This is a genomic window from Sphingobium sp. LSP13-1-1.1, from assembly GCF_040676415.1.
Lineage (GTDB): Bacteria > Pseudomonadota > Alphaproteobacteria > Sphingomonadales > Sphingomonadaceae > Sphingobium.
On record NZ_JBEGHU010000078.1, the window covers coordinates 16,010 to 39,519 of the forward strand.

The window sequence follows — 23,510 nt, forward strand, 5'->3', positions numbered from 1 at the left end:
GATGGAGCAGGTCCGTTGCGGTTGGGCCGGGACGGACCCGCTCTATTGCGCCTATCATGACAGCGAATGGGGCGTTCCGGAACGCGATCCGCGGATGCTCTGGGAAACGCTCATGCTGGAGGGCTTCCAGGCGGGGCTGAGCTGGATCACCATATTGCGCAAGCGGGAAAGTTTTCGCGTTGCCTTTGCAGGCTTCGACCCAGACAGGGTCGCGGCATTCGGCGAGGATGATGTCGATCGGCTGATGGCCGACCCCGGCATCGTCCGGGCCCGCGCGAAGATCGAGGCGACGATCATGGGCGCTCGGATCTTCTGCGCGATGCGGGATGGGGGCGAGGATTTCTCGACCTATGCCTGGGGGTTCGTCGACGGCCAGCCGATCCGGAATGATGGCTTGACCTTCCCGGCCAGGACCGATCTTTCAGAGGCGATTTCCAGGGATCTCAAGCAGCGGGGCTTCAAATTTGTGGGGCCCACCATCGTTTATGCGTGGATGCAGGCGATCGGGATGGTGAACGATCATGCGCTGGATTGCTTTCGGCGGAATGAGGTCTGAAAAAGGCATGAGGCGGTTGCTGCCATTGGCCCTGGCCGTTGCGCTGGCGGGATGTGGCAAGGATGAGATGCCCGCGGCCAATGTCGCGCAATCTCATGCCTCCACACCAATCACCATGCCTGACCCGGCGCCAAGCCAAGTTTCTGAGAATATTCCACAAAAGGTTCCACGTGGAACAGATGGAAGCGCGCCGGCCAACTCAGCGGAAGACTCTGCGGACGTCAGGCGTCCTGCGGAAAATGGCTATCGCGCTATCGGAACCGAGCCTTTCTGGGCGGTGACGGTGAAGGGCTCCACCGCCTTGCTAGAACGGCCCGACAAGGCGCCGGCCCGCTATGCGATATCGCGGAACGACGACGGGCGCGCCGTGCGGTTTATGGGCGAGGGTTTTTCGATGACCGTCACCGAAGGACCATGCAGCGATGGCATGAGCGATGCGGTCTGGTCCGACCGCGTAGCGCTCGCTTTCGGCGAAGGGACGCTGAATGGCTGTGGTGGCACACGCTATGATCAGGGTGAACCCTGAAGGCGCATCTTTGCCGATCGGCATGGGGAGCCCCGCCTGTCCTGCCCGAATGGAAGGGCGAGGTGCCAGAGGCCGGAACATAGTTCGGCTTAACCGGAATGAACAGCGGACACGGCAAAAGTCAGGGAAGGCAGGATACTGCCCATCCTGATCTTTTTTAGAATTTGAAGATTGTGCCCAGATAAACGGCCTGCGCGTCCTGCCGATCATCGGTCATGGGCGTCAGCCGTCCGGCGAAGCTGTTATTATAGCGCACGCCCGCCGTGACGTTCAGGTTGCGCGTCAGCGAATAGGAACTCGCCAGGTCCAGCGAATAATCCTTGTCCGCACTGGGGTTGCGGATCGTCGCGGCGGGTTCGCGGCGGCTCTCGATCAGCACCTTCGTGCTGAAACGATCCTTGCGCTCCTGATCCAGCGAGAAATTCCTGGCGCCTGCCATCGGCTCGACGGCGACCGGGTCCAGCTCCTTGCGACCGACGGTTTCGGGCAGGGCGAACTTGCGCCAGTTATGCGCGCTGTTGAGGCTGAAGGCGACTGGCGCGATATTCACCGCATCGATCGTCCGGCTAACCGCGACACGATCGTTCAGGTCGGCGGCACGGACCATGACGGTCACCGAACGCTGCCCGCTCAGCGATCCGCTGGTGGGTGTAAAGCGGAAATTCTGGCGACTCGCGGACGCGGCGATCTTCGCATAAGCGGCCGCCAGGCGCGAATCCTTGGTCGTCGGCGTGAAGGAGGAAATACTGCCCAATGCGCCCAGCGAAACCGGGATTTCGGCCCGCATCCGCACGAGGTCGGTCGCGGCGCCGATCGCAGGAGACAGCATGAAGCCGGCCACGGCAACTGCCGAGCCTGCCAACGCCATATGTCCCCTTTTCAGGCCCATGATCCGAATCTCTTCCCCGCCGACTAGTTTTCTATCGTCCTTCATATAAGGAAGGCGCTGTAATTGGTAGAGCGCTACCCGTTTTTTGTCCGAGCTGTTGCACGGAACACACAGGACTCATTCCGGTTGCGCGGCGGGCCGTTGCCGCCATGTCCCGGAGTCCCCCTTGCCCATTGCCGCCGGTCCTCTATAGAAGCGAGGCATTTACTCGTTTGATGGGACAATAATGATGGTCCGCCGCTTTTCTTCGCGCCTTTCCTCCGGTCTGCTGCTGGCCGCACTCCTGCCGCTCGCCGCGTGCGGAGGCGGCGCCAAGGACCGCCCCAAGGCGGATCTCGCCGCATCGAAGGTGACGACCATCGGCGTCAACGCCTATCTGTGGCGCGCGAGCCTCGACACCCTGTCCTTCATGCCGATGGTGCAGACGGATTCGAACGGCGGCGTGATCGTCACCGACTGGTACGCCAATCCCAACAGCCCCAATGAACGGATGAAGCTGACCGTCTCGATCCTCGACCAGGATCTGCGCGCCGACGCGCTGCGCATCGCCGCCAGCCGTCAGGTCAGCCAGGGCGGCCAATGGGTCGACGCGCCAGTGCAGGCGGCGACGGTGCAGAAGCTGGAAGAGATCATCCTGACCAAGGCGCGCGACCTGCGCCGCATGGCGATCGCGGGCTGACCGCAACTTATATTCCATTCGGGCCGAGCCTGTCCAAGCCCTGTGCGTTTCTTCGGAATTACGGCCCTTCGACAGGCTCGGGGCGAACGGCAGTTGAGTTAAGGATCATCCATGCAAAGGCGCTTCAACCCGCTTGAGGCCGATGCCCGCTGGCAGGCCGTCTGGGACGAGAAGCAGACGTTCAGGGCGTCCGACAGCAGCGACAAGCCGCGTTCCTATGTGCTGGAGATGTTCCCCTATCCCTCCGGGCGCATCCATATCGGCCATGTCCGCAATTATTCGATGGGCGACGTGCTGGCGCGTTTCCGCCGGATGACCGGGCATGAGGTGCTCCACCCGATGGGCTGGGACGCCTTTGGCATGCCGGCTGAAAACGCCGCGATGGAGAAGAAGGTGCATCCGGGCGCCTGGACCCGCTCCAACATCGCGACGATGCGCGCGCAGCTCAAGAAGCTGGGCTTCGCGCTGGACTGGAGCCGGGAACTGGCGACATGCGAGCCGGATTATTACGGCCAGGAACAGGCGCTGTTCCTCGACATGCTCGAAGCCGGCCTGGTCTATCGCAAGGAATCCGCCGTCAACTGGGATCCGGTCGACATGACCGTGCTGGCGAACGAGCAGGTTATCGACGGCAAGGGCTGGCGGTCCGGCGCCCCGGTCGAAAAGCGCAAGCTGTCCCAATGGTTCCTCAAGATCACACAGTTCGCGGATGATCTGCTGGCCGGCCTCAAGACGCTCGACCAGTGGCCCGACAAGGTGAAGCTGATGCAGGAAAACTGGATCGGCAAGTCGGTGGGATTGCAGTTCCGCTTCAAGCTGGATGCGCCGGTGGGCGGAATCGGGGAGCTGGAGGTTTTCTCGACCCGGCCTGACACGATCTTCGGCGCCAGCTTTGCGGCCGTCGCAGCGGATCACCCGATCGCATTGGCGCTGGCGGAAAAGGATGCGGCGCTCGCCGCCTTCGCGGAGGAATGCCGCCAGACCGGCACGGCCGCTGCCGAGATCGAAACCCAGGAGAAGAAGGGATACGACACCGGCCTTTCGGTGATCCACCCCTTCACCGGGCACAAGCTGCCGCTGTTCGTGGCGAATTTCGTGCTGATGGACTATGGCACCGGCGCCGTCATGGCGGTTCCGGCCCATGACCAGCGCGATCTCGACTTCGCGCGCAAATATATGCTGCCGGTCGAGCGCGTCGTCGCGGCCGAGGGCGATGAGCAGAAGGGCATTGGCGAGGAGGCCTATGTCGGCCCCGGCAGACTGGTGAATTCAGGCTTCCTCAACGGCCTGGGCGTCGAGGAAGCGAAGGCGGAAGTGATCCGCCGCGCCGAAGAAGGCGGCTGGGGCACCGGCACCACCGTCTTCCGGCTAAGGGACTGGGGCGTTTCGCGCCAGCGCTATTGGGGCACGCCGATCCCGGTCATCCATTGCGAGGATTGCGGTCCCGTGGGCGTGCCCAAGGACCAGCTTCCCGTGGTGCTGCCCGAAGATGTCGGCTTCGACGTTCCGGGCAATCCGCTGGACCGGCATCCGACCTGGAAGCATGTCGATTGCCCCCGATGCGGCAAGGCGGCGCAGCGCGAGACCGACACGCTGGACACCTTCGCGGATTCAAGCTGGTATTTCATCCGCTTCGCCAGCCAGCCGCAGGACAGGCCGTTCGACCGGGAAACCGTGGAGAAGTGGCTCCCCGTCGGCCAATATATCGGCGGCGTGGAACATGCGATCCTGCACCTGCTCTATGCGCGCTTCTGGACCCGCGCGCTCCAGCATATGGGGCAGTTGGGCTTTGCCGAACCCTTCACCGGCCTCTTCACCCAGGGCATGGTGACGCATGAGACCTACAAGTCGCCCGACGGCGCCTGGCTCGCCCCGCAGGATGTGGAGCGGCAGGGCGACAAGGTCGTGATGATCGACGGCGGCGCCTCCGTTACGGTCGGCCGTGTCGAGAAAATGTCCAAGTCGAAGAAGAATGTCGTCGATCCCGATGACATCATCGCCCAATATGGCGCCGACGCGGTCCGCTGGTTCATGCTGTCCGACAGCCCGCCGGAGCGCGACCTGCCCTGGACCGAAGCCGGCATCGAAGGCTCCTGGCGCTTCGTCAACCGCCTGTGGCGCCTGTTCGGGGAGGCCGACAAGGTCGCCGACGGAGCGGACAAGGCGCTGGACCGCAAGCTGCACCAGACCATCGACGGCGTGGCGAAGGATATCGAGGCACTGTCCTTCAACAAGGCGGTGGCGAAAATCTACGAACTCACCAATGCGGTCGAAAAGGCGAAGCCATCGGCCAGCCGCAGCGCGGCGATCCGGGCGCTGGCCCTGCTGGTCGCGCCGATGACGCCGCATCTCGCCGAGGAGGCGTGGGCGGACATGGGCGAGGAGGGACTGATCGCGGAAGCCGGCTGGCCCGCCGTCGATCCCGCGCTGCTGGTGGAGGATGAGGTCACCATCGCCTGTCAGGTCATGGGCAAGCTGCGCGACACCATCACCGTGCCCAAGGGCACGGCGAAGGAGGAACTGGAGCGCCTCGCCCTGGCCGCGCCCAATGTGGTGAGGACTCTGGACGGTGCTACGCCGAAGAAGGTCATTGTGGTGCCGGACCGTCTGGTGAATCTGGTCGTCTGAACTCCAGGCATCGGTTCGGGCCCCGCCTGTCGAAGCCCTGCGCTTCTCCCTGGGAGAGCACAGCCCTTCGACAAGCCCGGGGCCAACGGGTATAGGATTGCGCATGAAGCCTTTATTGCCGCTGCTCTTGCTTGCCTCCCTCTCCGCCTGCGGGTTGCGTCCCGTCTATGGCGGGGGCAGCCATGGCGCGGTTGCGCAGGCGCTGGGCCATGTCGAGGTGCAGCCGATCCAGGGCAAGGGTGGCTGGCTGGTGCGCAACGCGCTGAACGACCGGCTGGCGGCGATGACCGGCACCGGACCCAGCTACAAGCTGGTGGTGAAGCTGGACGATGACATCAGTGGCTTCGGCCTGCGTTCCGACGCCGCCGTCACGCGCGAGCGACGGACCCTGCGCGCGCGCTACCAGCTTATCGACGGCGCCACCGGCGCGCAGGTTCTGGACGATACCGCCGGATCGGACGTCGGCATTGACGTCGTCTCCAGCGAATATGCGACGATCGCGGCGGAAGACACGGCGCTCGAGCGGCTTTCCCAGACCATCGCGGACCAGATCATTGCCCGGCTCGCCCGTTTCGCAACGCGGGACAGGTCGCGTTGAAGGCCAATCGGGGCCAGATCGAAAAGGCGCTCGACGCAGCAGGCCAGGGGTCGGCCGCCGACTGCCGCTTCTTCCTGCTCTATGGCCCCGACGAAGCGGGCAGCACGGCACTCGCCAGGCGGCTGGAGCGCTCCATGGGGCCGGACGCCGAGCGGATCGACCTGGACGGGCAGACGCTGCGCGACGATCCGGCGCGGCTGGCGGATGAAGCGGCGTCCTTCTCCATGTTCGGGGACAAGCGCTGGATCCGCATCACGGGCATGGGGGAGGAATCGCTGCCCGCCCTCAACGCCCTGCTGGAGGCGGAGGCGGCCGGCAATCCCGTCATTGCCATAGCAGGCGCGCTCAAGGGCACCTCGAAGCTGCTCAAGCTCGTGCTGGACCACAAGCAGACCATGGCCTTCATCTCCTACCAACCCGACGCGCGGGAGGCGGAGCAGATCGCCATCGCCATCGCGCGGGAAGGGGGGCTGCGCCTTTCGTCCGAACTGGGTCGCCGCATCGCGGACCTGGCCAATGGCGACCGCGCATTGATGGCGGGCGAGGTGGAGAAGCTGATCCTCTATCTCGATGCCGCCCCGGATCGCCCGCGCGAGGCGACGGAGGAGGCGCTGAACGCGCTTTCCGCCGATAATCCCGACAGCGACGCCGGACCGCTGGTGAACGCGGTCCTGGGCGGCGACCTGCGCGGCATGCATCGCGAACTGGGGCGCCTGGCGGAGGCGGGGACGGCGATGGCGGCCGTGCTCCGCCCGCTGCTGACCCGCGCCATGCTGCTTGCCAATATCCGCGCTGACTTCGATGACAGCGGCAGGCTGGAAGGCGCGATAGAGGCGGCGGGCAAGGCGGTGTTCTGGAAGGAAAAGGGCGTCGTCACGCGCCAGGTCCGCATATGGGACGCCGGCGGTATCGCCCGCGTCATCCAGCGCCTCGCCCAGGCCGAACGGGCGAGCCGGTCCGGCAGGGGCCTGGGCGATCTCATGGTCAGGCATGAACTGCTCGCCATCGCCCGCCAGGCGGCGCGGGACCGGTAGGATCTGTCATGTCCCCAGGAAGCCGGGAACATGATGGCGATGCGCGGAGCCTTCCTAAGCGCTTGATCGGACGGCCACCGACCGCCATATTGCCGGCATGGACAAGCTCAACCTGACCGACGCCGAATGGCGCGAGCGCCTTTCCCCCGAACAATATCATATCCTGCGGGAGGGCGGCACGGAACGGGCCTTCACCGGCAAATATAACGGCAACAAGGCCGATGGCCGCTATTTCTGCGCCGGCTGCGGCACAGAATTGTTCGATGCCGAGGAAAAATATGACAGCGGATCGGGCTGGCCCAGCTTCACCGCCCCCGTCGATATCGACGCGGTGGACGAAATCCGCGACAACAGCCATGGCATGATCCGCACCGAGGTCCGCTGCGCAAAATGCGGCGGGCATCTGGGCCATGTCTTTCCCGACGGGCCGGGCGTCAACGGCCTGCGCTATTGCATGAACAGCGCGTCGCTGGATTTCCAGCCGCGTGACGACGCCGAATAACGGTTCATCGCCGGTACAGCGGACTTTCTCTTGAAACCCTGGGGCGATTCTGGTCGATGGCATCACTGGCGGCCGGCAAATCGCGGAAAACACAAAGACGCTGGAGATTTTGCGCGGCCTGCACGGCTTTTCCACTGGCCGCCTTTCCGTTTAGCGCATATCCGGGCGAACCATGGCACGATCAGGCAAGAGCAGCGAACCGCGGGGCAGAGTGAAGACATGGCTGGTGCGGGGTCTGAAGATCGGCCTTGTCGGCGGCCTCAGCGCGCTTGTCGCGATCGTGGTGGCGGTGGTGATCGCCTATCAGTCGCTGCCCGACTATGAATCGCTGAAATCCTCGCCCAATGGCCAGATGATCCGCGTCCACGCCGCCGACGGCAGCGTCATCGTCTCCCTGGGGCCCAGCTTCGGCCGCTGGCTGAGCTACGATCAGATCCCGACGGTGATGGTCGATGCCATGGTCTCGACCGAGGACAAGCGCTTTTATCTTCATCCCGGCGTCGATCCCATCGGCATGGCCCGCGCCGCCTGGGTGGCGCTGGAACGTCGCGGCAGCGGGCGGCGCTGGCAGGGCGCGTCCACCATCACCCAGCAGGTGACGCGCAACATCTTCCTCAACAACAGCTACAGCTGGGGCCGCAAGGTCCGGGAGATGGTGCTGGCCCTCGCGCTGGAGCGCAAATTCTCCAAGCGGCAGATCCTCGAGCTTTACCTCAACAAGGTCTATTTCGGTGGCGGCGCCTATGGCATCGACGCTGCCAGCCGGAAATTCTTCGGCCATCCCGCCACCAGCCTCGACCTTCCCGAAGCCGCGATCGTCGCCGGTCTGGTGAAGGCACCCTCCAGCTATTCCCCGACCGCCGACGCCGACGCCGCCAGGGGCCGGGCGGGCGTGGTGCTGGAACTGATGGAGGAAAACGGCAAGATCAGCGCGGCGGAGCGCGCCAATGCCGGCCTGGAAGCCGTCAAGATGGCCCCAGAACCGCCGCAGAACAGCGTTCGCTACTTCACCGACTGGGCACTGCCCCAGCTCGACACGCTGATCGACGAACCCAATGAGCCGCTGGAGGTCTATACCACCATCGACCTCGGCATGCAGAAGGCCGCGACCGCTGCGATCCAGGCCAATGTGCCTACGGGAACGCAGGGCGCCCTGGTCTCGTTGGACCGCGATGGCGCGGTACGGGCCATGGTCGGCGGACTGGACTATGTGAGTTCCAACTACAACCGCGCCACCACCGCGACGCGCCAGCCGGGGTCGGCGTGGAAGATCTTCGTCTACATGGCCGCGCTGGAGGCGGGCTATACGCCCGATACCGGTATCACCGACAGTCCGGTCGACATCAACGGGTGGAAACCGCGCAACAGCAACGGCCGCTTCTCCGGCGACATCGATATCCGCACCGCCTTCGCCTATTCGGTCAACACCGTGGCGGCGAAGCTGGGCGTAGAGGTGGGCTTCCCCACCGTGGCGGACATGGCGCGGCGCTTTGGCATCACCACGCCGATCAACACCCATCCCTCCATGGTGCTGGGCACGTCGGACGTGCGCCTGATCGACATGACTCGCGCCTTCGCCTCGATCGCGCGCAAGGGCGTGGCCGTGACTCCCTATGGCATCACCAGGGTGACGACCTCCGAAGGCCGCGTCCTCTACGAGCATCAGGATGACACCAGCCGGGTACTGGTCGCGCCCTGGGTCGCGGCGGGCATGACCGACCTGATGCAGACCGCCGTCAGCACCGGCACCGGCAGGGCGGCGCAGATCGGCCGCCCCGTCGCCGGCAAGACCGGCACCACCAGCAGCAACAAGGACGGGTGGTTCCTGGGCTTTTCCAGCGGCATCACCACCGGGGTCTGGATGGGCCGCGACGATGCGCACGCCGTCGGCGTTCTCCAGGGCGGCCGGGCACCCGCCCGTGCCTTTGCCGACTATATGAAGGTCGCCGTCGCGAAACGCCCGGTCGAACAGTTCGAAACCCAGGTGACTTTGCCCGAATGGCAGCTCGAACCGGATAACGAGGCCTATTATGGCCAACCCGACGGCGGGACCGAAGGCGGCATGATGGTCGATGAAAACGGATTGCCGATCGAGCGGGGACAACAGCCGCCCCAGGATGAGGCCCAGCCTGAAGACGGCCAGCAGGCCGCGCCCAATCCCGCCGACCGCCCGCAGCCGCCCCGTTTGGACCAGCAGTGGATCGACAATGTGCTGGGCCGCAACCGGCAACAGCAGCAGCAGCAGCAACAACGCCAGAATGCGCCCTGATCGCGGCGCGGCATGCGCCTGCAAGGCCAGGGTTGCGCTGCCGTAAAAAGCACCCCTGGGCGGTTTTCGGGGAAATCGCTCTAGCCTGCGGCCCTCTGCGCCGTCGCAAAGCGTTTCTGGTCGAGCAGCCCCGTGTCCGGCAGCAGGAAGTCGACCTTCCCCCGCCCGAAATCGATCGCGACCCGGTCGAACAACTTCAGCGCGTCGATGCCGAGCAGCAGCGCAGGCTTGTCCTGAAGCTCCAGTTCCGCGAAGGGCTGGGCATCGGCGAACATCACCGGCATCGCCCTGAGCATGACTTGCCCCATCCGCACCCGTTCGATCAGTCCCGCCTGGCCGAACAACGTCTCCCCGGTCACGCTGGTCAACGACACCAGCTTCAGCGGAGGCGCCTTCTTCTTGCGCAGCAGCCTGTTCATCAGCGCCATGTTGCCGACGCTGATCGATGTGCCGGTGTCGAGGATGATGCTGACCTTCATTCCGTTCACGTCGGAATCGAGCAGGATCAACTGCCCCTTTCGCCGCCGCGCCTCGACCACGATGACGTTGGGATCGCGCAAGCTCCGCTGGCTGCTGCTGATTTCCATCCGTCCTGTGCGAAAATTCATCAGCAGCCGCTTGGCATGGAGGCCGTCCAGACCCAGAAGGCCGGCAGCGCCGATATGCTCCCCCTCCAGCACGGGCGCCTCGATATCGTCCACTACGGTCTTGCCGAAGACCAGGCGCGGAACCGAAACGGTGTCCACCTCGGCCCGGCCGGTCATGCTGATCACCGTCACCCGCTCCCGCAGGGGCAGGGCGAGCCGTTCGGCCAAAGCGCGGGAAATGACCGTGCGTTGCGATCCGGTATCGACGACGAAGTTCCACGGACCCCTGCCGTCGATCTGGATGGGGATGGTGATGCGCGCGTCGTCGCTCGCAACGGTGCGGATCACGGCCGGCGGATCATCCGGGTCCAGAGCAGGACGGTCCTGCGCAACGGGGGCAGGACTGATGGCAGGAGGACTGACAGGAGGAGGACTCATGGGGGCAGGGCTGGCAAGCGCAGGACTGGCGATCACCATCGCCATGCCCAGAGCGGCGCGCCAGCGTCCCATCTCCCGTTCCTCCTTATTTTATCCCTGTATAGCATGGCCGCGCCGGTTCCGCCCATCCCATTTCATTGGCGGCAGGGCGCATATTCCCAATTTACCGCTCGCCCATGGCTCAGCCACCTTGACTTGGGCCATGTCGGATCGCTAAACGCCAAACATTCTATCCCGCCCGTCCGGCGCGGGTTCTCCCGAGTCATGAGCCGGGTCAGCCTTCCCCAATACTTCCTCTGTTTCTCATTCCATCGGACTTCACGCGAATGCACCTCAAGGATCTCAAGAAAAAAGCGCCCGCCGAACTCGTGACCATGGCGGAGGAGCTGGGCGTCGAAGGCGCGTCGACCCTGCGCAAGCAGGACCTGATGTTCGCCATCCTCAAGGTCGAGGCCGATAATGGCGAACAGATCATGGGCGAGGGCACGATCGAGGTGCTGCCCGATGGCTTCGGCTTCCTGCGCAGCCCGGAGGCGAATTTCCTGGCCGGCCCGGACGACATCTATGTCTCGCCCAACCAGGTCCGCAAATTCGGCCTGCGCACCGGCGACACGGTCGAGGGCGAAATCCGCGCGCCCAAGGATGGCGAGCGTTATTTCGCGCTGACCAAGCTCATCTCGGTCAATTTCGACGATCCCGAAGTCGTCCGCCATCGCGTCAATTTCGACAATCTGACGCCGCTCTATCCGACCCAGAAGCTGGTTCTGGACACGCTCGACCTGACGATCAAGGACAAGTCGGCCCGGGTCATCGACATCGTTTCGCCGCAGGGTAAGGGCCAGCGCGCCCTGATCGTGGCGCCGCCGCGCACCGGCAAAACCGTCCTGCTCCAGAACATCGCCAAGGCGATCACCGACAACCATCCCGAAGTCTTCCTGATCGTCCTCCTGATCGACGAGCGTCCGGAAGAAGTCACCGACATGCAGCGCAGCGTGAAGGGGGAGGTCGTTTCCTCGACCTTCGACGAACCGGCACAGCGCCATGTCCAGGTCGCCGAAATGGTGATCGAGAAGGCCAAGCGTCTCGTGGAACACAAGAAGGACGTGGTGATCCTGCTCGACTCGATCACGCGTCTGGGCCGCGCCTACAACACCGTCGTGCCCTCGTCGGGCAAGGTGCTGACCGGCGGCGTGGATGCCAATGCGCTCCAGCGCCCCAAGCGCTTCTTCGGCGCCGCGCGCAATATCGAGGAGGGCGGCTCGCTCTCCATCATCGCCACCGCGCTGATCGACACCGGCAGCCGCATGGACGAAGTCATCTTCGAAGAGTTCAAGGGCACCGGCAACTCGGAAATCGTGCTGGACCGCAAGGTGGCGGACAAGCGCATCTTCCCGGCGCTCGACGTCGGCAAGTCGGGCACCCGCAAGGAAGAGTTGCTGGTCGACAAGGCCAAGCTCAGCAAGATGTGGGTGCTGCGCCGTATCCTGATGCAGATGGGCACCGTCGATGCGATGGAATTCCTGCTCGACAAGATGAAGGATTCCAAGACCAACGAGGATTTCTTCGACTCGATGAACCAGTAAGGGGCAGGGCGGTTGTGTCCCTGACGGACGCAGGTCGCCTTCGCTTCAAGCGCCATGTTTTTGGGGCCGTCGGACTTCGGTCTGGCGGCTCCGCTATTTTCAGGGGAACAGTCAGGCCGTGATGATCGACCTAATCGCAACCGCCGCAGCCGCGGCTCAGGGGATCGGCTCACCCGCCGATATCTGGGCCCATATCGTCAACGACTTCAGCAATATCGGCTCGCCCGCCGCGCTGGCGGCGTTCGGACAGGTGCTGATGATCGACGTGCTGCTGGCCGGGGACAATGCGATCGTCGTCGGCGCGCTGGCGGCGGGCCTCCCTGCGGAACAGCGCAAGAAGGTCATATTGATCGGCATCATCGCCGCGCTGGTCCTGCGCATCGGCTTCGCGCTGGTGGTGACGCAGCTGATGCAGATCGTCGGCCTGATCCTGGCGGGCGGGCTGCTGCTGCTCTGGGTCGCGTTCAAGATGTGGCGGGAACTGCACCCGAAACGGGGCGGCGACACCGCCGATACGAGCGACGACGACATATCCGGCCTGCGTCCTGCCAAAAGCTTTGCGGGCGCGGCCTGGGCGGTCGCGGTCGCGGACGTTTCCATGAGCCTCGACAATGTGCTGGCCGTGGCAGGCGCGGCGCGCGACCATCCGGGCATCCTGATCATCGGGCTTGTTCTTTCCGTGGCCCTGATGGGCATCGCGGCCAATATCATCGCCAAATATATCGAGCGTTTCCGCTGGATCGCCTATCTGGGCCTCGCCGTGATCATCTATGTCGCGATCAAGATGATCTATGACGGCTTCGTGGACCATCAGGTCGGCATATTGACGCTGTTCGCATAGTGCAGGCCGATCTGACCGGATCAGATCGGCCTACAGCTTGATCTTGCCGTGATGTCCCATCATGGGATCAGGACAGTGCTTCCCCTGGTTTGCCGCGCCTCCAGCGCGCGGTGCGCCTCTGCTGCATCGGCCAGGGCAAAACGCTGGCCGATGACGGTGTTCACCACCCCGCGCGCCATGCGGTCGAACAGTCTTTCGGCGGTTCGCGCCAACTCCTGGGGCGTAGCGACATAGTCATACAATGTAGGCCGCGTGACATAGAGCGACCCGCCCCGGCTGAGTTCCAGCAGGCTGATCGGCGGGACAGCGCCTGAAGCATTGCCATAGCTGACCATCATGCCGCGCCGCCTGAGAGAGGCGATGGACGCCGCCCAGCTATCCTTGCCCACGCCGTCATAGACAATATCGACACCGCGCCCGCCGGTAAGCTCCCGCACGACGGACGCCAGGCCTTCAAGGGGTCCGGAGAGGCTGTGATCGGCTTCCACCGTCGCCGCCTTTTCCGGCGAACCGCAATGGGCGATCACGATCACGCCCTTGTCGCGCAGCCACGGCACCAGCACGGAGCCGACGCCGCCGGCCGCCGCATGAACCAGCGCGAACTGCCCTGGCTGCAGGGGCAGGATGTCCTCCGCCAGAAAGCAGCTGGTCATGCCCTTCAGCATCATGGCCGCCGCGTCCTGCGTCGTGACAACGTCCGGGATCCTGACCGCCTGGTCGGCCCTGACCATGCGGTGCGTGGCATAGGCGCCCAGTCCCACGGCACATCCCACCTTGTCCCCGACGGCAAAGCCGACCACCCCGGGGCCGATGGCGGCGACATGCCCCGCCCCTTCGGCCCCCAGGGGAGTTGGCAGCGGCGCGGAATAGAGGCCGCTGCGATAATAGGTGTCGATGAAGTTCAACCCCACGGCATCCTGCGCGATCAGCAATTCGCCTTCCCCCGGCAATCCGGGATCGAACGCCTCCCGCGCGATCACGTCTGGCCCGCCATGGCTGCGCGCCACCATCCGCCATGCCTGCGTCATGCCGGAATCCGATTCAGAGATGAGCGGCGAAGAAATCAGCGGTTCGACCGTCGGCCAGCTCCGCCGCCGCTTCATTGCGGCGCGCCCCCATTTCGGCGGCGAAACCATGATCCAGCCCTTCATAATCATGCAGGGTCACATGGCGGTTGTCCTTCAGCCCTTCGTGCATCTTCTGCTGGACCTCGGGCGGGACAAAGCCGTCGGCAGTGGGGATATGCATCAGCACCGGCTTGCCTATGGCATGCTGTTCATTCAGCAACCCGTCAATGCCGACGCCATAATAGGCGACGAAGGCATCGCCGTCCGTCCGGCAGGCCGACATGAACGCCAACCGTCCGCCCAGGCAATAGCCGACCAGACCGACCTTGGCATCTTGTCCCAGTTCCGCGCGGGCGGCCTTGATCGTCGCCTCAATGTCCCGAATGCCTTGATTCTGGTCGAATTTCTGGAAAAGGCCAAAGGCCGCCTGAAGATCCTCCGGAATATCAGCGTCGAGTTCGATATGCGGCTCCTCCCGCCAGAACAGGTCAGGCGCCAAAGCGAGATAGCCGGCCGCCGCCCAGCTATCGCATTTGCGGCGAATGCCTTCATTCACGCCGAAAATCTCCTGGATCACCACGATTGCGGCTTTGGGCGTTCCTTCCGGCCGGGCAACATAGACATCGAACCGGGCGTCGCCCTCCAGCGTGGAAACGGGTGTGAATGCTGCCATGGGAAAATCCTTCCAATTCGTTCGGGGCCGTCATAATGGCGCTTGCAGGGCGAAGCGCAACCACCTCTGCCGTCAAAAAATTTGCGTTGCGCGCCCTTGTTGCGGCATGAGGCGTTGTAAAGGGCGGCCGCAGCAAAAAGGTAGCAAGATATGAAGGTGAGCGTTGATGTCGACTGCACTCCTGCGGAGGCTCGGGCTTTCCTGGGGCTGCCGGATGTGACCCCCATTCACGAGAAATATGTGAAGACGATGCTGGACAGTTTCGATGGCGTAGCGAATGTCGAGCAGATGGAGACGCTGTTCAAAAGCTTTTCGCCACTTGGCGACGCTGGCATGCGCCTGTTCAAGCAGATGATGGACATTGGCCTGTCAGGAATGGCCGGTCAGAATGGCGACAAAAAGTCCGGCTGACCGATCTGCGACGGCGCCTGTGACGGACACCATCTATGCCCTGTCCAGCGGCGCTCCGCCCGCGGGCATCGGCGTCATCCGGATCAGCGGCCCCGCGGCGGGACAGGCGCTGCAGAGCATCGCCGGTCAGTTGCCGCCGCCCAGAAGGGCACGCCTATCCTCCCTCCACGACCCGCGCGACGGCGCATTGCTCGACCGGGCGCTGACGCTGTGGTTTCCGGGGCCGGACACGGCTACCGGAGAAGATCTGGCCGAATTGCATTGCCATGGCGGCCGCGCCGTCATCGCAGCCGTGGAGGACGCACTAGGTTCCCTGGCAACATTGCGCCGCGCTGAAGCAGGGGAGTTCACGCGGCGGGCCTTCACCAATGGCCGCATGGACCTGAACGCCGTGGAGGGCCTCGCCGACCTCCTCGCGGCAGAGACGCAGCAGCAGCGGCGCACGGCTCTCCTGATGGCGGAAGGTCATTTTTCGCAGCATGTGGAGGGCTGGCGACAGACATTGCTGAACCTTTCCGCAATGACCGAAGCGGCGCTTGATTTTTCCGACGAAGATGATGTCCCGGAAGAGAATATCGACCTGCAAATCCGCCGCGATATCAGTAATTTGGCATCGGACGTCGAAGCCGTGCTCGCATCCCCCTCTGCGGAAAGATTGCGCGACGGCGTTCGCGTGGTTCTGGCCGGTCCGCCCAATGCAGGGAAATCGACCCTGCTCAACCGCCTTGTAGGGCGCGATGCTGCCATTGTTTCCGACGTGGCGGGAACCACGCGTGACCGCATCGAGGTGCCTGCTGCCCTGGGGGGCAGCGCCTTTCTCTTCACCGACACGGCGGGTCTGCGCGATCGCACCAGCGACGCCATAGAGGCTATCGGCATGGACCGCGCGCGTGACGCGCTGGCGGCGGCCGACATCATTCTCTGGCTCGGGCCGGCAGCGGATATCCCTCGGCCGGATGCGATAGTGATCGCCGCCCAATGCGATCGGACCAAGGGGGAAAATCGCCCCGGCCTTGGGCTGTCCGCTGTGACGGGGGAGGGGATGGATGATCTGATATCCATTTTGCTGGACCGCGCCGCCGCTCTCTTGCCGGGTGAAGGCGATTACGCGCTGCATCGGCGACAGCGCGATGCGGCGGGTTTGCTGCATGCGCATCTGATGCAGGCACATGGATCGGATGATCTGCTGATCGTGGCAGAGGAGTTGCGGCAGGCGCGCACGGCTATTGACCAGCTAACGGGGCGGGCCGGCACAGAAGACATGCTTGACCGCCTGTTCGCCGGCTTCTGCATCGGAAAATAGCAATGTTCCACGTGGAACAGTTTTGACCGGAGCGCCCCAATTCTGTTAAGGGGCGCGCATGCGAACAAGCTATGACGTGATCGTGGTCGGTGGCGGCCATGCGGGCTGCGAAGCGGCGAGCGCTGCGGCGCGAAAGGGCGCGTCCGTCGCCCTGCTGACCTTTGACAAGGCCACGGTCGGCGCCATGTCCTGCAACCCCGCCATCGGGGGCCTCGGCAAAGGCCATCTGGTGCGAGAGGTCGATGCGCTGGACGGGCTGATCGCCCGCGCTGCCGACGCCGCCGCGATCCACTATCGCATGCTCAACAGCAGCAAAGGCGCAGCAGTCCAGGGGCCGCGCATCCAGGCGGACCGCAAGCGCTATCGCACCGAAATTCATCGACTGCTCGCCGCTCAGCCGGGACTTCATATTGTCGAGGGTGAGGCAATCGGTCTGCTGCTGACCATGGGCGCGATCACGGGCCTGAGCCTCGCCGATGGAAGCACGCTTCATGCTCCCACAGTCGTGCTCGCGACCGGCACATTTCTGGGCGGCAAATTATTCCGTGGTGAAGAGGCGCTGACCGGCGGCCGCACAGGGGAGAGGGCGGCAACGGCCTTGGGCGTCCAGCTTCGCGCCCTTGACCTGCCAATCGGAAGGCTGAAGACAGGGACGCCGCCACGGCTGGATGGCCGGACCATCGATTGGGCCCGGCTGGAGGCGCAGCCATCGGATAGCGAAGGCTGGACCATGTCGGCCCTGTCAGCATCCCGCACATTGCCGCAACTCAGTTGCGCGATCACGCGCACCAATGACCGGACGCACGCGATCATCCGGGACGGTCTGGGTCGCTCGCCCCTGTTCAGCGGAGCGATCGAGGGGCGGGGTCCACGCTATTGCCCCTCCATCGAGGATAAGGTGACCCGCTTCGGCGACCGCGACGGACACCAGATATTTCTCGAACCGGAGGGGCTCGACGATCATCTCGTCTATCCCAACGGCATCAGCACTTCGCTGCCCGCCGATGTGCAACTGGAAATGGTAAGATCCATGACCGGACTGGAAAGGGCCGAGATCGTGGTGCCGGGCTATGCCGTGGAATATGACCATATTGATCCGCGCGCCCTGGATGCAACGTTGGAAGTTCGCGCCATTTCAGGTCTCTTCTGCGCGGGGCAGATCAACGGCACGACCGGATATGAGGAAGCAGCGGCGCAGGGACTGATTGCCGGGATCAATGCGGCGGCCAAGGCGATGGCGGATGAACCGCTCGTCCTCGATCGGGCAAGCAGTTATATTGGCGTAATGATCGACGATCTCGTCCTGCAGGGCGTCACCGAACCCTATCGCATGCTGACCGCCCGGGCCGAATATCGCCTGCGGCTGCGCGCCGACAATGCGGGAACCCGGCTGTCGAAAATCGGGTTCCGCCATTCCGTTCTGGGGCCGGAACGCTCAGCCCATTATATTCGGCGCGACCAGGACCGTGCCGCGGTGAACGAGGAACTGAGCCGTTCCTTTTCGGCAACGGAGATAGCGAAGTCCGGCGCGACGGTCCGGCAGGATGGCGCACGCCGGACCTTGTTCGAATGGGCACGTTTTCCGGAAGTCGGGCGCGCCCTGCTTTTCGATCTCGCACCCGTTCTGTCCCGAATAGCGCCTGACCTGCGCGACGAGATATTGGAGGACGCGCATTATGCGCCCTATCTCGAAAGGCAGGAGGCCGAGATAGCGGAAATGCGCCGCAATGAACGAGTGGTCATCCCGGCGGATTTTAATTTCGCCTCCATCGGCGGCTTGTCGACGGAAATGATCGAGCGGCTCAACCTTGCTCGCCCGGACACGCTGGCCGCCGCCGGGCGCATCCGCGGGATCACGCCTGCAGCCCTGGCAGCCGTTCTTGTTCACATCAGGCGGCGCGCCGCGTGACGGAAGAGGAAGCACGGCAATGGCTGCAAGTGCGTTTCGATGTTTCACGTGAAACATGGCAGCGCCTCGAACGCTATGTGGCCATCCTTCTGGAGGAGATGGGTCGCCAAAATCTCATTGCAGAATCGACCCGCCCCCAGATCTGGTCCCGCCATATCGCTGATTCAGCACAATTGATTCCGCTCGCCGGGAACTGGCAGGGTCCGTGGGTCGACCTGGGATCGGGCGCCGGCCTGCCCGGCATTGTCGTTGCCATCCTTTCCCAGACTCCCGTCCAGATGGTGGAATCCCGGCGCAAGCGGATCGACTTCCTGAATTCGGTCATCCAGGCCGTCGATCTTCCGAATGCGAGCGTCTTTGGCGGCCGCGTGGAAGCCGTGCCGCCCATGACGGCAGCGGTCATCAGCGCCCGTGCCTATGCGCCCTTACCCAAACTTATCGACTCGGCGGCACATCTGGCTGACGAAAAAACGATATGGGTGCTGCCAAAAGGACGAAATGCGCAGAATGAACTGGAGGCCGCGACTCGATCATGGCAAGGTGTGTTCCACGTGGAACGCAGCGTGACCGATGCCGATAGTGCCATCATCGTCGCGCAGGCGATCCGATCCGCCAGGAGGAAAGCCCGAGGATGATCTGTATTGCGATAGCCAATCAGAAGGGGGGCGTCGGGAAGACCACCACCGCCATCAATCTGGCCACCGGGCTGGCCGCTACTGGACTGCGCGTCCTGCTGGTCGACCTTGATCCTCAGGGCAATGCATCGACCGGGCTTGGCGTCAATCAGGCCGATCGTGTCCAATCCAGCTACGACCTGCTGGTCGGCAATTGCGCGCTGGAAGATGCGATTATCAGCACCCGCGTGCCCAAGCTCGACATCGTCCCTGCCACGCAGGACCTTTCCGGCGCGGAAATCGAGTTGATCGAATATGAGGAGCGGACGCATCGTCTGGAACGGGTGCTCACAGAAGCACAACCAGGCCGCTGGGACATCTGCCTGATCGATTGCCCGCCATCGCTCGGCCTGCTGACCATCAACGCGATGGTCGCGGCGCAATCGCTGCTCGTCCCGTTGCAATGTGAATTCTTCGCTTTGGAGGGACTGTCCCAGCTTCTTCAGACCGTCGAACGCATTCGTGGTCGTTTCAATCCCGGCCTATCGATCATGGGCGTTGCGCTCACCATGTATGACCGACGCAATCGCCTGACGGATCAGGTGGCCGACGATGTGCGGGCATGCCTTGGCGACCTGGTATTTTCCACGGTCATCCCGCGCAATGTCCGATTGTCGGAGGCGCCCAGCCATGGCGTACCGGCGTTGATCTACGATTTCCGCTGCTCGGGATCGGAAGCCTATATGCGTCTGGCGCGTGAATTGATCGCGCGCCTGCCCCGGCAGGAGGTTGCTGCTTGAATAACGACAATGCAATGAAGTCGGCGAAGCGTCCCCATGGTCTTGGTCGCGGACTGTCCGCCCTGCTCGGCGATGTGGCGCGGGAAGAGCCTGTCGCGCCGACCTCTGTGATGCCGCCCTCCACCAAGGCGATCCAGAGCATTGAAGTGGCGCTTATACAGCCGCATCCGGAACAGCCCCGTCGCCATTTCGACGAAGGGGCGTTGCAGGAACTGGCCGAAAGCATCGGCAAGCGCGGCGTGATTCAACCGATCATCGTCCGTCCCCATGGCGGCGGCTTTCAGATCGTCGCGGGGGAACGCCGGTGGCGCGCCGCGCAGCGCGCTCAGCTTCATCGCATCCCCGCCATTGTGCGCGATTTCGACGAAGCAGAGACGCTGGAAATCGCGCTGATCGAGAATATCCAGCGCGAAGACCTGAACCCCATCGAGGAAGCGGAGGCCTATCGCAAGCTGATCGCCGAGTTTCAGCACAGCCAGGAAGCGCTCGGGCGCCTGGTCGGCAAGTCGCGCAGCCATGTCGCAAATCTGATGCGCCTGCTGGATCTGCCCCGGCCCGTCCAGCAGCAGGTGATCGAACAGAAACTCAGCATGGGCCATGCCCGCGCGCTCATCGGCGCGCCCGATTGCGAAAATCTTGCGCGCACCGTCGAAACCAGGGGCCTGTCCGTTCGCGATACCGAACAACTCGTCCGCCGCGCGAAGAAGGGCGATGACGCCCCCGGTCGCAGGCGTGGCGTCGCCATCAAGGAAAATGATCCGGACATCGCGGCGCTGGAACAGCATCTCGCCGACATATTGGGCGTAAAGGTCGATATAGACTATGCGCAGGGCGGCAGCGGCATACTCTCGCTGCATTATTCCACGCTCGACCAACTGGACATGCTATGTCAGCGCCTCTCGGGCGAGCGCATCTGACAGCCCGGTAAAAAGAACCGGTGCGCAGCCGCATTTAGCTGCGGCGGCCACTGGTCTTTTCGCCTTCAACTGCCTAGCCTGATCGCATGGCAGACAATTCATCCTCTCTCACAATAGCCCATGTCACCCGTCGTGAGGACTATCGGCCGCCGGACTGGCTGGTGCCTGAAATCGCGCTGGATTTCGACCTGGATGCCGCGTCCACGCGCGTCCATGCGACATTGTCGGTCACGCGGAACGGCGATCACGACCAGCCGCTGAAATTGGATGGCGATGGCCTCCTGCCGCTTGAAATCAGGGTCGACGGCGCGGTTCTTGCGACCAACCAGTGGTCCCTGGACGGGGGAGCGCTGGTCATCGCACTTTCCGGCCCCTCCCATATCGTTGAAACGTTCGTGGAGATCGCTCCTCAGGACAACAGCAAGCTGATGGGGCTTTACGCCAGCGGCGGCCTGCTTTGCACCCAATGCGAGGCCGAGGGCTTCCGGCGCATCACCTTCTTTCCTGATCGGCCCGACATTCTGTCGCGCTATTCGGTGCGAATGGCGGCGGACAAGACGCTCTATCCGGTTCTGCTCGCCAATGGCGATCCGGTGGAGCAGCGGGAACTGCCCGATGGCCGGCACTGGGCGCGCTGGAACGATCCCTTTCCAAAGCCCTGCTACCTGTTCGCGCTGGTCGCGGGCGACCTGGCCTGCAATGCCGACCATTTCATCACGATGAGCGGGCGGGAGGTACAACTGGGCATCTGGGTCAGGGAAGCCGACCTGCCCCGCACCGCCCATGCCATGCAGGCGCTCAAGAACAGCATGGCATGGGACGAGCGGGTCTATGGCCGGGAATATGATCTGGATGTGTTCAACATCGTCGCCGTAGCCGATTTCAACTTCGGCGCGATGGAGAACAAGGGCCTCAACATTTTCAATTCGCGTTACATATTGGCCGATCCGGAAACCGCGACCGACATCGACTATGATGGTGTGGAAGGCGTTGTGGCGCATGAATATTTCCACAACTGGTCGGGCAATCGCGTCACGTGCCGCGACTGGTTCCAGCTCAGCCTGAAGGAAGGCTTCACCGTCTTTCGCGACCAGAATTTCTCCGCCGACATGGGGTCGCATGCGGTCAAGCGGATCGAGGACGTCCGTATCCTGCGCGCCGCGCAGTTCCAGGAGGACAGCGGACCGCTCGCCCATCCGGTTCGGCCAGAATCCTACATGGAAATCAGCAACTTCTACACTGCGACCATCTACAACAAGGGCGCGGAACTGATCCGCATGATGGCGCTGATGCTGGGGCCGGAGCGTTTTCGTGCCGGAACCGACCTCTACTTCAACCGGCATGACGGGGAAGCCGCAACCTGCGAGGATTTCGTCCTGGCTATGGAGGAGGGGGGTGAGATCGACCTCAGCCAGTTCCGCCTCTGGTATCAGCAGGCCGGCACGCCGCATGTCCGCGCCTTGCTCCACCATGATCCCGCTGCCCAGACCGTAACCTTGCTGCTCGAACAAACGGTTCCACCGACTCCAGGGCAGCCCGAAAAGCGGCCCATGGCCATCCCTCTCCGCACCGCCCTTTTCGACCCGGAAACCGGCAGGAATCGGGGTGACGAGCTGCTGATGCTGAGGGAGACGCGCCAGAGCTTCACTTTCGAGGACTGGGCGACAGCGCCGATCCTGTCCATCAATCGCGGCTTTTCCGCGCCGGTCATTGTCGAAACCAACCGCAGCCAGGCCGATCTTGCCTTCCTGTCTGCTCATGACGACGATCCCTTCGCCCGGTACGAGGCCATGCAGCAATTGATGGTCAATGTGCTGGTCGGCCGCATTGGCGGGCAGGCGGTCGATGAAGAGGCGGTGATCGCCGCGATCCGCAACACCGCCGACGACCCGCTGCTGGACCCAGCCTTCGTCGCGGAGGCGATCCGCCTCCCAAGCGAAGCCTATCTGGGCGACCAGATGGCGGTGGTCGATCCCGACGCGATCCACGTCGCGCGCGATGCGCTGCAAAGGCGCATAGGTACCGAACTGGAGCCGCTCTGGCGCGACATTCACGCCAGGACCAAGGCCAATGCCTTCGCCCTGTCGTCAACCGCCAAGGGCGCGAGGAAGCTGCGTAACACGGCTCTTCTCTATCTGGCGGCTTCCGGTGCGACGGATGGTCCGGCTGTCGCCTTCGGCCAGTTCAGCGAGGCCGACAACATGACCGAACGGCAGGCGGCGCTCGCGACATTGGCGAACGGCACCAGCGCGGAACGGGAAGCAGCGCTCGACATCTTCTACAACCGCTACCGCGATGATGCGCTGACGCTCGACAAATGGTTCCAGACGCAGGCCTTCGCCTTCCATCCGGACACGGTCGACCTGGTCGAGGAACTGGGCAGGCACAGGGACTTCACCCTGACCAATCCCAACCGGGTAAGGGCGCTTTATGGTGCCTTCGCGGGCAACCAATGGGCCTTTCACCACCGTTCGGGCAAGGGCTACCGCTTGATCGCGGACTGCATCATCGCGCTCGACAAGCTCAATCCACAGACCGCCGCGCGCCTGGTGCCGCCGCTGGGGCGCTGGAAGCGCTTCGATGAAGGACGTGCGGCGCTCATGCGGGCGGAATTGCAGCGTATCCTGCTCCAACCCGGCCTCTCAAAGGACGTGACGGAACAGGTCAGCAAGAGCCTGGAGTAACG

The 23,510-nt window shown here is 63.7% G+C and carries 21 protein-coding genes; 17 read left to right on the forward strand and 4 right to left on the reverse strand.

Annotation, left to right across the window (positions count from 1 at the left end; translation table 11 throughout):
- The first annotated feature begins 1 nt into the window (after position 1).
- Both MRBLSP13_RS20885 and MRBLSP13_RS20890 read left to right on the forward strand, forming a co-directional pair.
- Complete coding sequence (locus MRBLSP13_RS20885) at positions 2-556, forward strand: DNA-3-methyladenine glycosylase I (protein WP_363739765.1); 555 nt, start codon at positions 2-4, stop codon at positions 554-556.
- 19 nt (positions 557-575) lie between these two features.
- Positions 576-1,082 (forward strand): membrane-like protein, encoded by a 507-nt coding sequence (locus MRBLSP13_RS20890; protein WP_363739804.1) that lies wholly within the window; start codon positions 576-578, stop codon positions 1,080-1,082.
- Between the two features lie 157 nt (positions 1,083-1,239).
- Here the strand turns inward: MRBLSP13_RS20890 and MRBLSP13_RS20895 are convergent, their stop codons facing one another.
- The gene (locus MRBLSP13_RS20895; protein WP_363739763.1) at positions 1,240-1,971 is read right to left on the reverse strand and encodes a hypothetical protein; all 732 of its coding nucleotides are present in this window, start codon (positions 1,969-1,971) and stop codon (positions 1,240-1,242) included.
- Positions 1,972-2,200: 229 nt separating this feature from the next.
- Between MRBLSP13_RS20895 and MRBLSP13_RS20900 the strand changes: the two genes are divergently transcribed.
- The 6 genes from MRBLSP13_RS20900 to MRBLSP13_RS20925 all read left to right on the forward strand — a co-directional run bounded on the left by MRBLSP13_RS20900 (position 2,201) and on the right by MRBLSP13_RS20925 (position 9,681).
- Entirely contained in the window at positions 2,201-2,650 is a 450-nt protein-coding gene (locus MRBLSP13_RS20900; protein ID WP_363739802.1) for a DUF3576 domain-containing protein, read from the forward strand.
- A 111-nt stretch (positions 2,651-2,761) separates the two neighbouring features.
- Positions 2,762-5,278, forward strand: coding sequence for a leucine--tRNA ligase (gene leuS, locus MRBLSP13_RS20905; protein WP_363739761.1), 2,517 nt, complete (start codon positions 2,762-2,764; stop codon positions 5,276-5,278).
- Between the two features lie 103 nt (positions 5,279-5,381).
- Positions 5,382-5,876, forward strand: a complete 495-nt coding sequence (lptE, locus tag MRBLSP13_RS20910) for an LPS assembly lipoprotein LptE (RefSeq protein WP_363739759.1) — start codon at positions 5,382-5,384, stop codon at positions 5,874-5,876.
- On the forward strand, positions 5,873-6,910 hold the full coding sequence (holA, locus tag MRBLSP13_RS20915) for a DNA polymerase III subunit delta (protein ID WP_133654504.1): 1,038 nt from the start codon (positions 5,873-5,875) through the stop codon (positions 6,908-6,910). Before lptE ends, holA begins: the two co-directional genes overlap by 4 nt.
- A 97-nt stretch (positions 6,911-7,007) precedes the next feature.
- Entirely contained in the window at positions 7,008-7,412 is a 405-nt protein-coding gene (gene msrB / locus MRBLSP13_RS20920) for a peptide-methionine (R)-S-oxide reductase MsrB (RefSeq protein ID WP_133654503.1), read from the forward strand.
- A 172-nt stretch (positions 7,413-7,584) separates the two neighbouring features.
- Positions 7,585-9,681: a transglycosylase domain-containing protein gene (locus MRBLSP13_RS20925; protein WP_363756454.1), complete on the forward strand. Its 2,097-nt coding sequence runs from the start codon at positions 7,585-7,587 to the stop codon at positions 9,679-9,681.
- A gap of 80 nt (positions 9,682-9,761) precedes the next feature.
- On the opposite strand, the gene MRBLSP13_RS20930 is transcribed toward MRBLSP13_RS20925, so the two are convergent.
- Positions 9,762-10,778 (reverse strand): aspartyl protease family protein, encoded by a 1,017-nt coding sequence (locus MRBLSP13_RS20930; protein ID WP_363756456.1) that lies wholly within the window; start codon positions 10,776-10,778, stop codon positions 9,762-9,764.
- Between the two features lie 254 nt (positions 10,779-11,032).
- Between MRBLSP13_RS20930 and rho the strand changes: the two genes are divergently transcribed.
- Both rho and MRBLSP13_RS20940 read left to right on the forward strand, forming a co-directional pair.
- Positions 11,033-12,289, forward strand: coding sequence for a transcription termination factor Rho (rho, locus tag MRBLSP13_RS20935; RefSeq protein ID WP_363756458.1), 1,257 nt, complete (start codon positions 11,033-11,035; stop codon positions 12,287-12,289).
- Positions 12,290-12,410: 121 nt separating this feature from the next.
- Positions 12,411-13,130 (forward strand): YjbE family putative metal transport protein, encoded by a 720-nt coding sequence (locus MRBLSP13_RS20940; protein WP_363739800.1) that lies wholly within the window; start codon positions 12,411-12,413, stop codon positions 13,128-13,130.
- 59 nt (positions 13,131-13,189) lie between these two features.
- Here the strand turns inward: MRBLSP13_RS20940 and MRBLSP13_RS20945 are convergent, their stop codons facing one another.
- Positions 13,190-14,158 (reverse strand): quinone oxidoreductase family protein, encoded by a 969-nt coding sequence (locus tag MRBLSP13_RS20945; RefSeq protein WP_363756460.1) that lies wholly within the window; start codon positions 14,156-14,158, stop codon positions 13,190-13,192.
- A 13-nt stretch (positions 14,159-14,171) separates the two neighbouring features.
- Positions 14,172-14,870 (reverse strand): dienelactone hydrolase family protein, encoded by a 699-nt coding sequence (locus MRBLSP13_RS20950; RefSeq protein WP_363756462.1) that lies wholly within the window; start codon positions 14,868-14,870, stop codon positions 14,172-14,174.
- A gap of 150 nt (positions 14,871-15,020) precedes the next feature.
- Here MRBLSP13_RS20950 and MRBLSP13_RS20955 point away from each other — a divergent pair, with 150 nt between their 5' ends.
- The 7 genes from MRBLSP13_RS20955 to pepN all read left to right on the forward strand — a co-directional run bounded on the left by MRBLSP13_RS20955 (position 15,021) and on the right by pepN (position 23,508).
- On the forward strand, positions 15,021-15,281 hold the full coding sequence (locus tag MRBLSP13_RS20955; RefSeq protein ID WP_133654498.1) for a DUF6489 family protein: 261 nt from the start codon (positions 15,021-15,023) through the stop codon (positions 15,279-15,281).
- Positions 15,282-15,300: 19 nt separating this feature from the next.
- The gene (gene mnmE, locus MRBLSP13_RS20960) at positions 15,301-16,584 is read left to right on the forward strand and encodes a tRNA uridine-5-carboxymethylaminomethyl(34) synthesis GTPase MnmE (RefSeq protein ID WP_363756557.1); all 1,284 of its coding nucleotides are present in this window, start codon (positions 15,301-15,303) and stop codon (positions 16,582-16,584) included.
- Positions 16,585-16,642: 58 nt separating this feature from the next.
- Positions 16,643-18,493 (forward strand): tRNA uridine-5-carboxymethylaminomethyl(34) synthesis enzyme MnmG, encoded by a 1,851-nt coding sequence (gene mnmG, locus MRBLSP13_RS20965; protein WP_363756464.1) that lies wholly within the window; start codon positions 16,643-16,645, stop codon positions 18,491-18,493.
- The gene (gene rsmG / locus MRBLSP13_RS20970; RefSeq protein WP_363756466.1) at positions 18,490-19,128 is read left to right on the forward strand and encodes a 16S rRNA (guanine(527)-N(7))-methyltransferase RsmG; all 639 of its coding nucleotides are present in this window, start codon (positions 18,490-18,492) and stop codon (positions 19,126-19,128) included. The genes mnmG and rsmG overlap by 4 nt, the downstream gene beginning before the upstream one ends.
- A complete protein-coding gene (locus MRBLSP13_RS20975; protein ID WP_363739742.1) occupies positions 19,125-19,907 on the forward strand; it encodes a ParA family protein in 783 nt (260 codons plus the stop codon). The genes rsmG and MRBLSP13_RS20975 overlap by 4 nt, the downstream gene beginning before the upstream one ends.
- A gap of 14 nt (positions 19,908-19,921) precedes the next feature.
- Positions 19,922-20,824: a ParB/RepB/Spo0J family partition protein gene (locus MRBLSP13_RS20980; protein ID WP_414714633.1), complete on the forward strand. Its 903-nt coding sequence runs from the start codon at positions 19,922-19,924 to the stop codon at positions 20,822-20,824.
- Between the two features lie 86 nt (positions 20,825-20,910).
- Positions 20,911-23,508, forward strand: a complete 2,598-nt coding sequence (gene pepN / locus MRBLSP13_RS20985; protein ID WP_363756470.1) for an aminopeptidase N — start codon at positions 20,911-20,913, stop codon at positions 23,506-23,508.
- Positions 23,509-23,510: the final 2 nt, after the last annotated feature.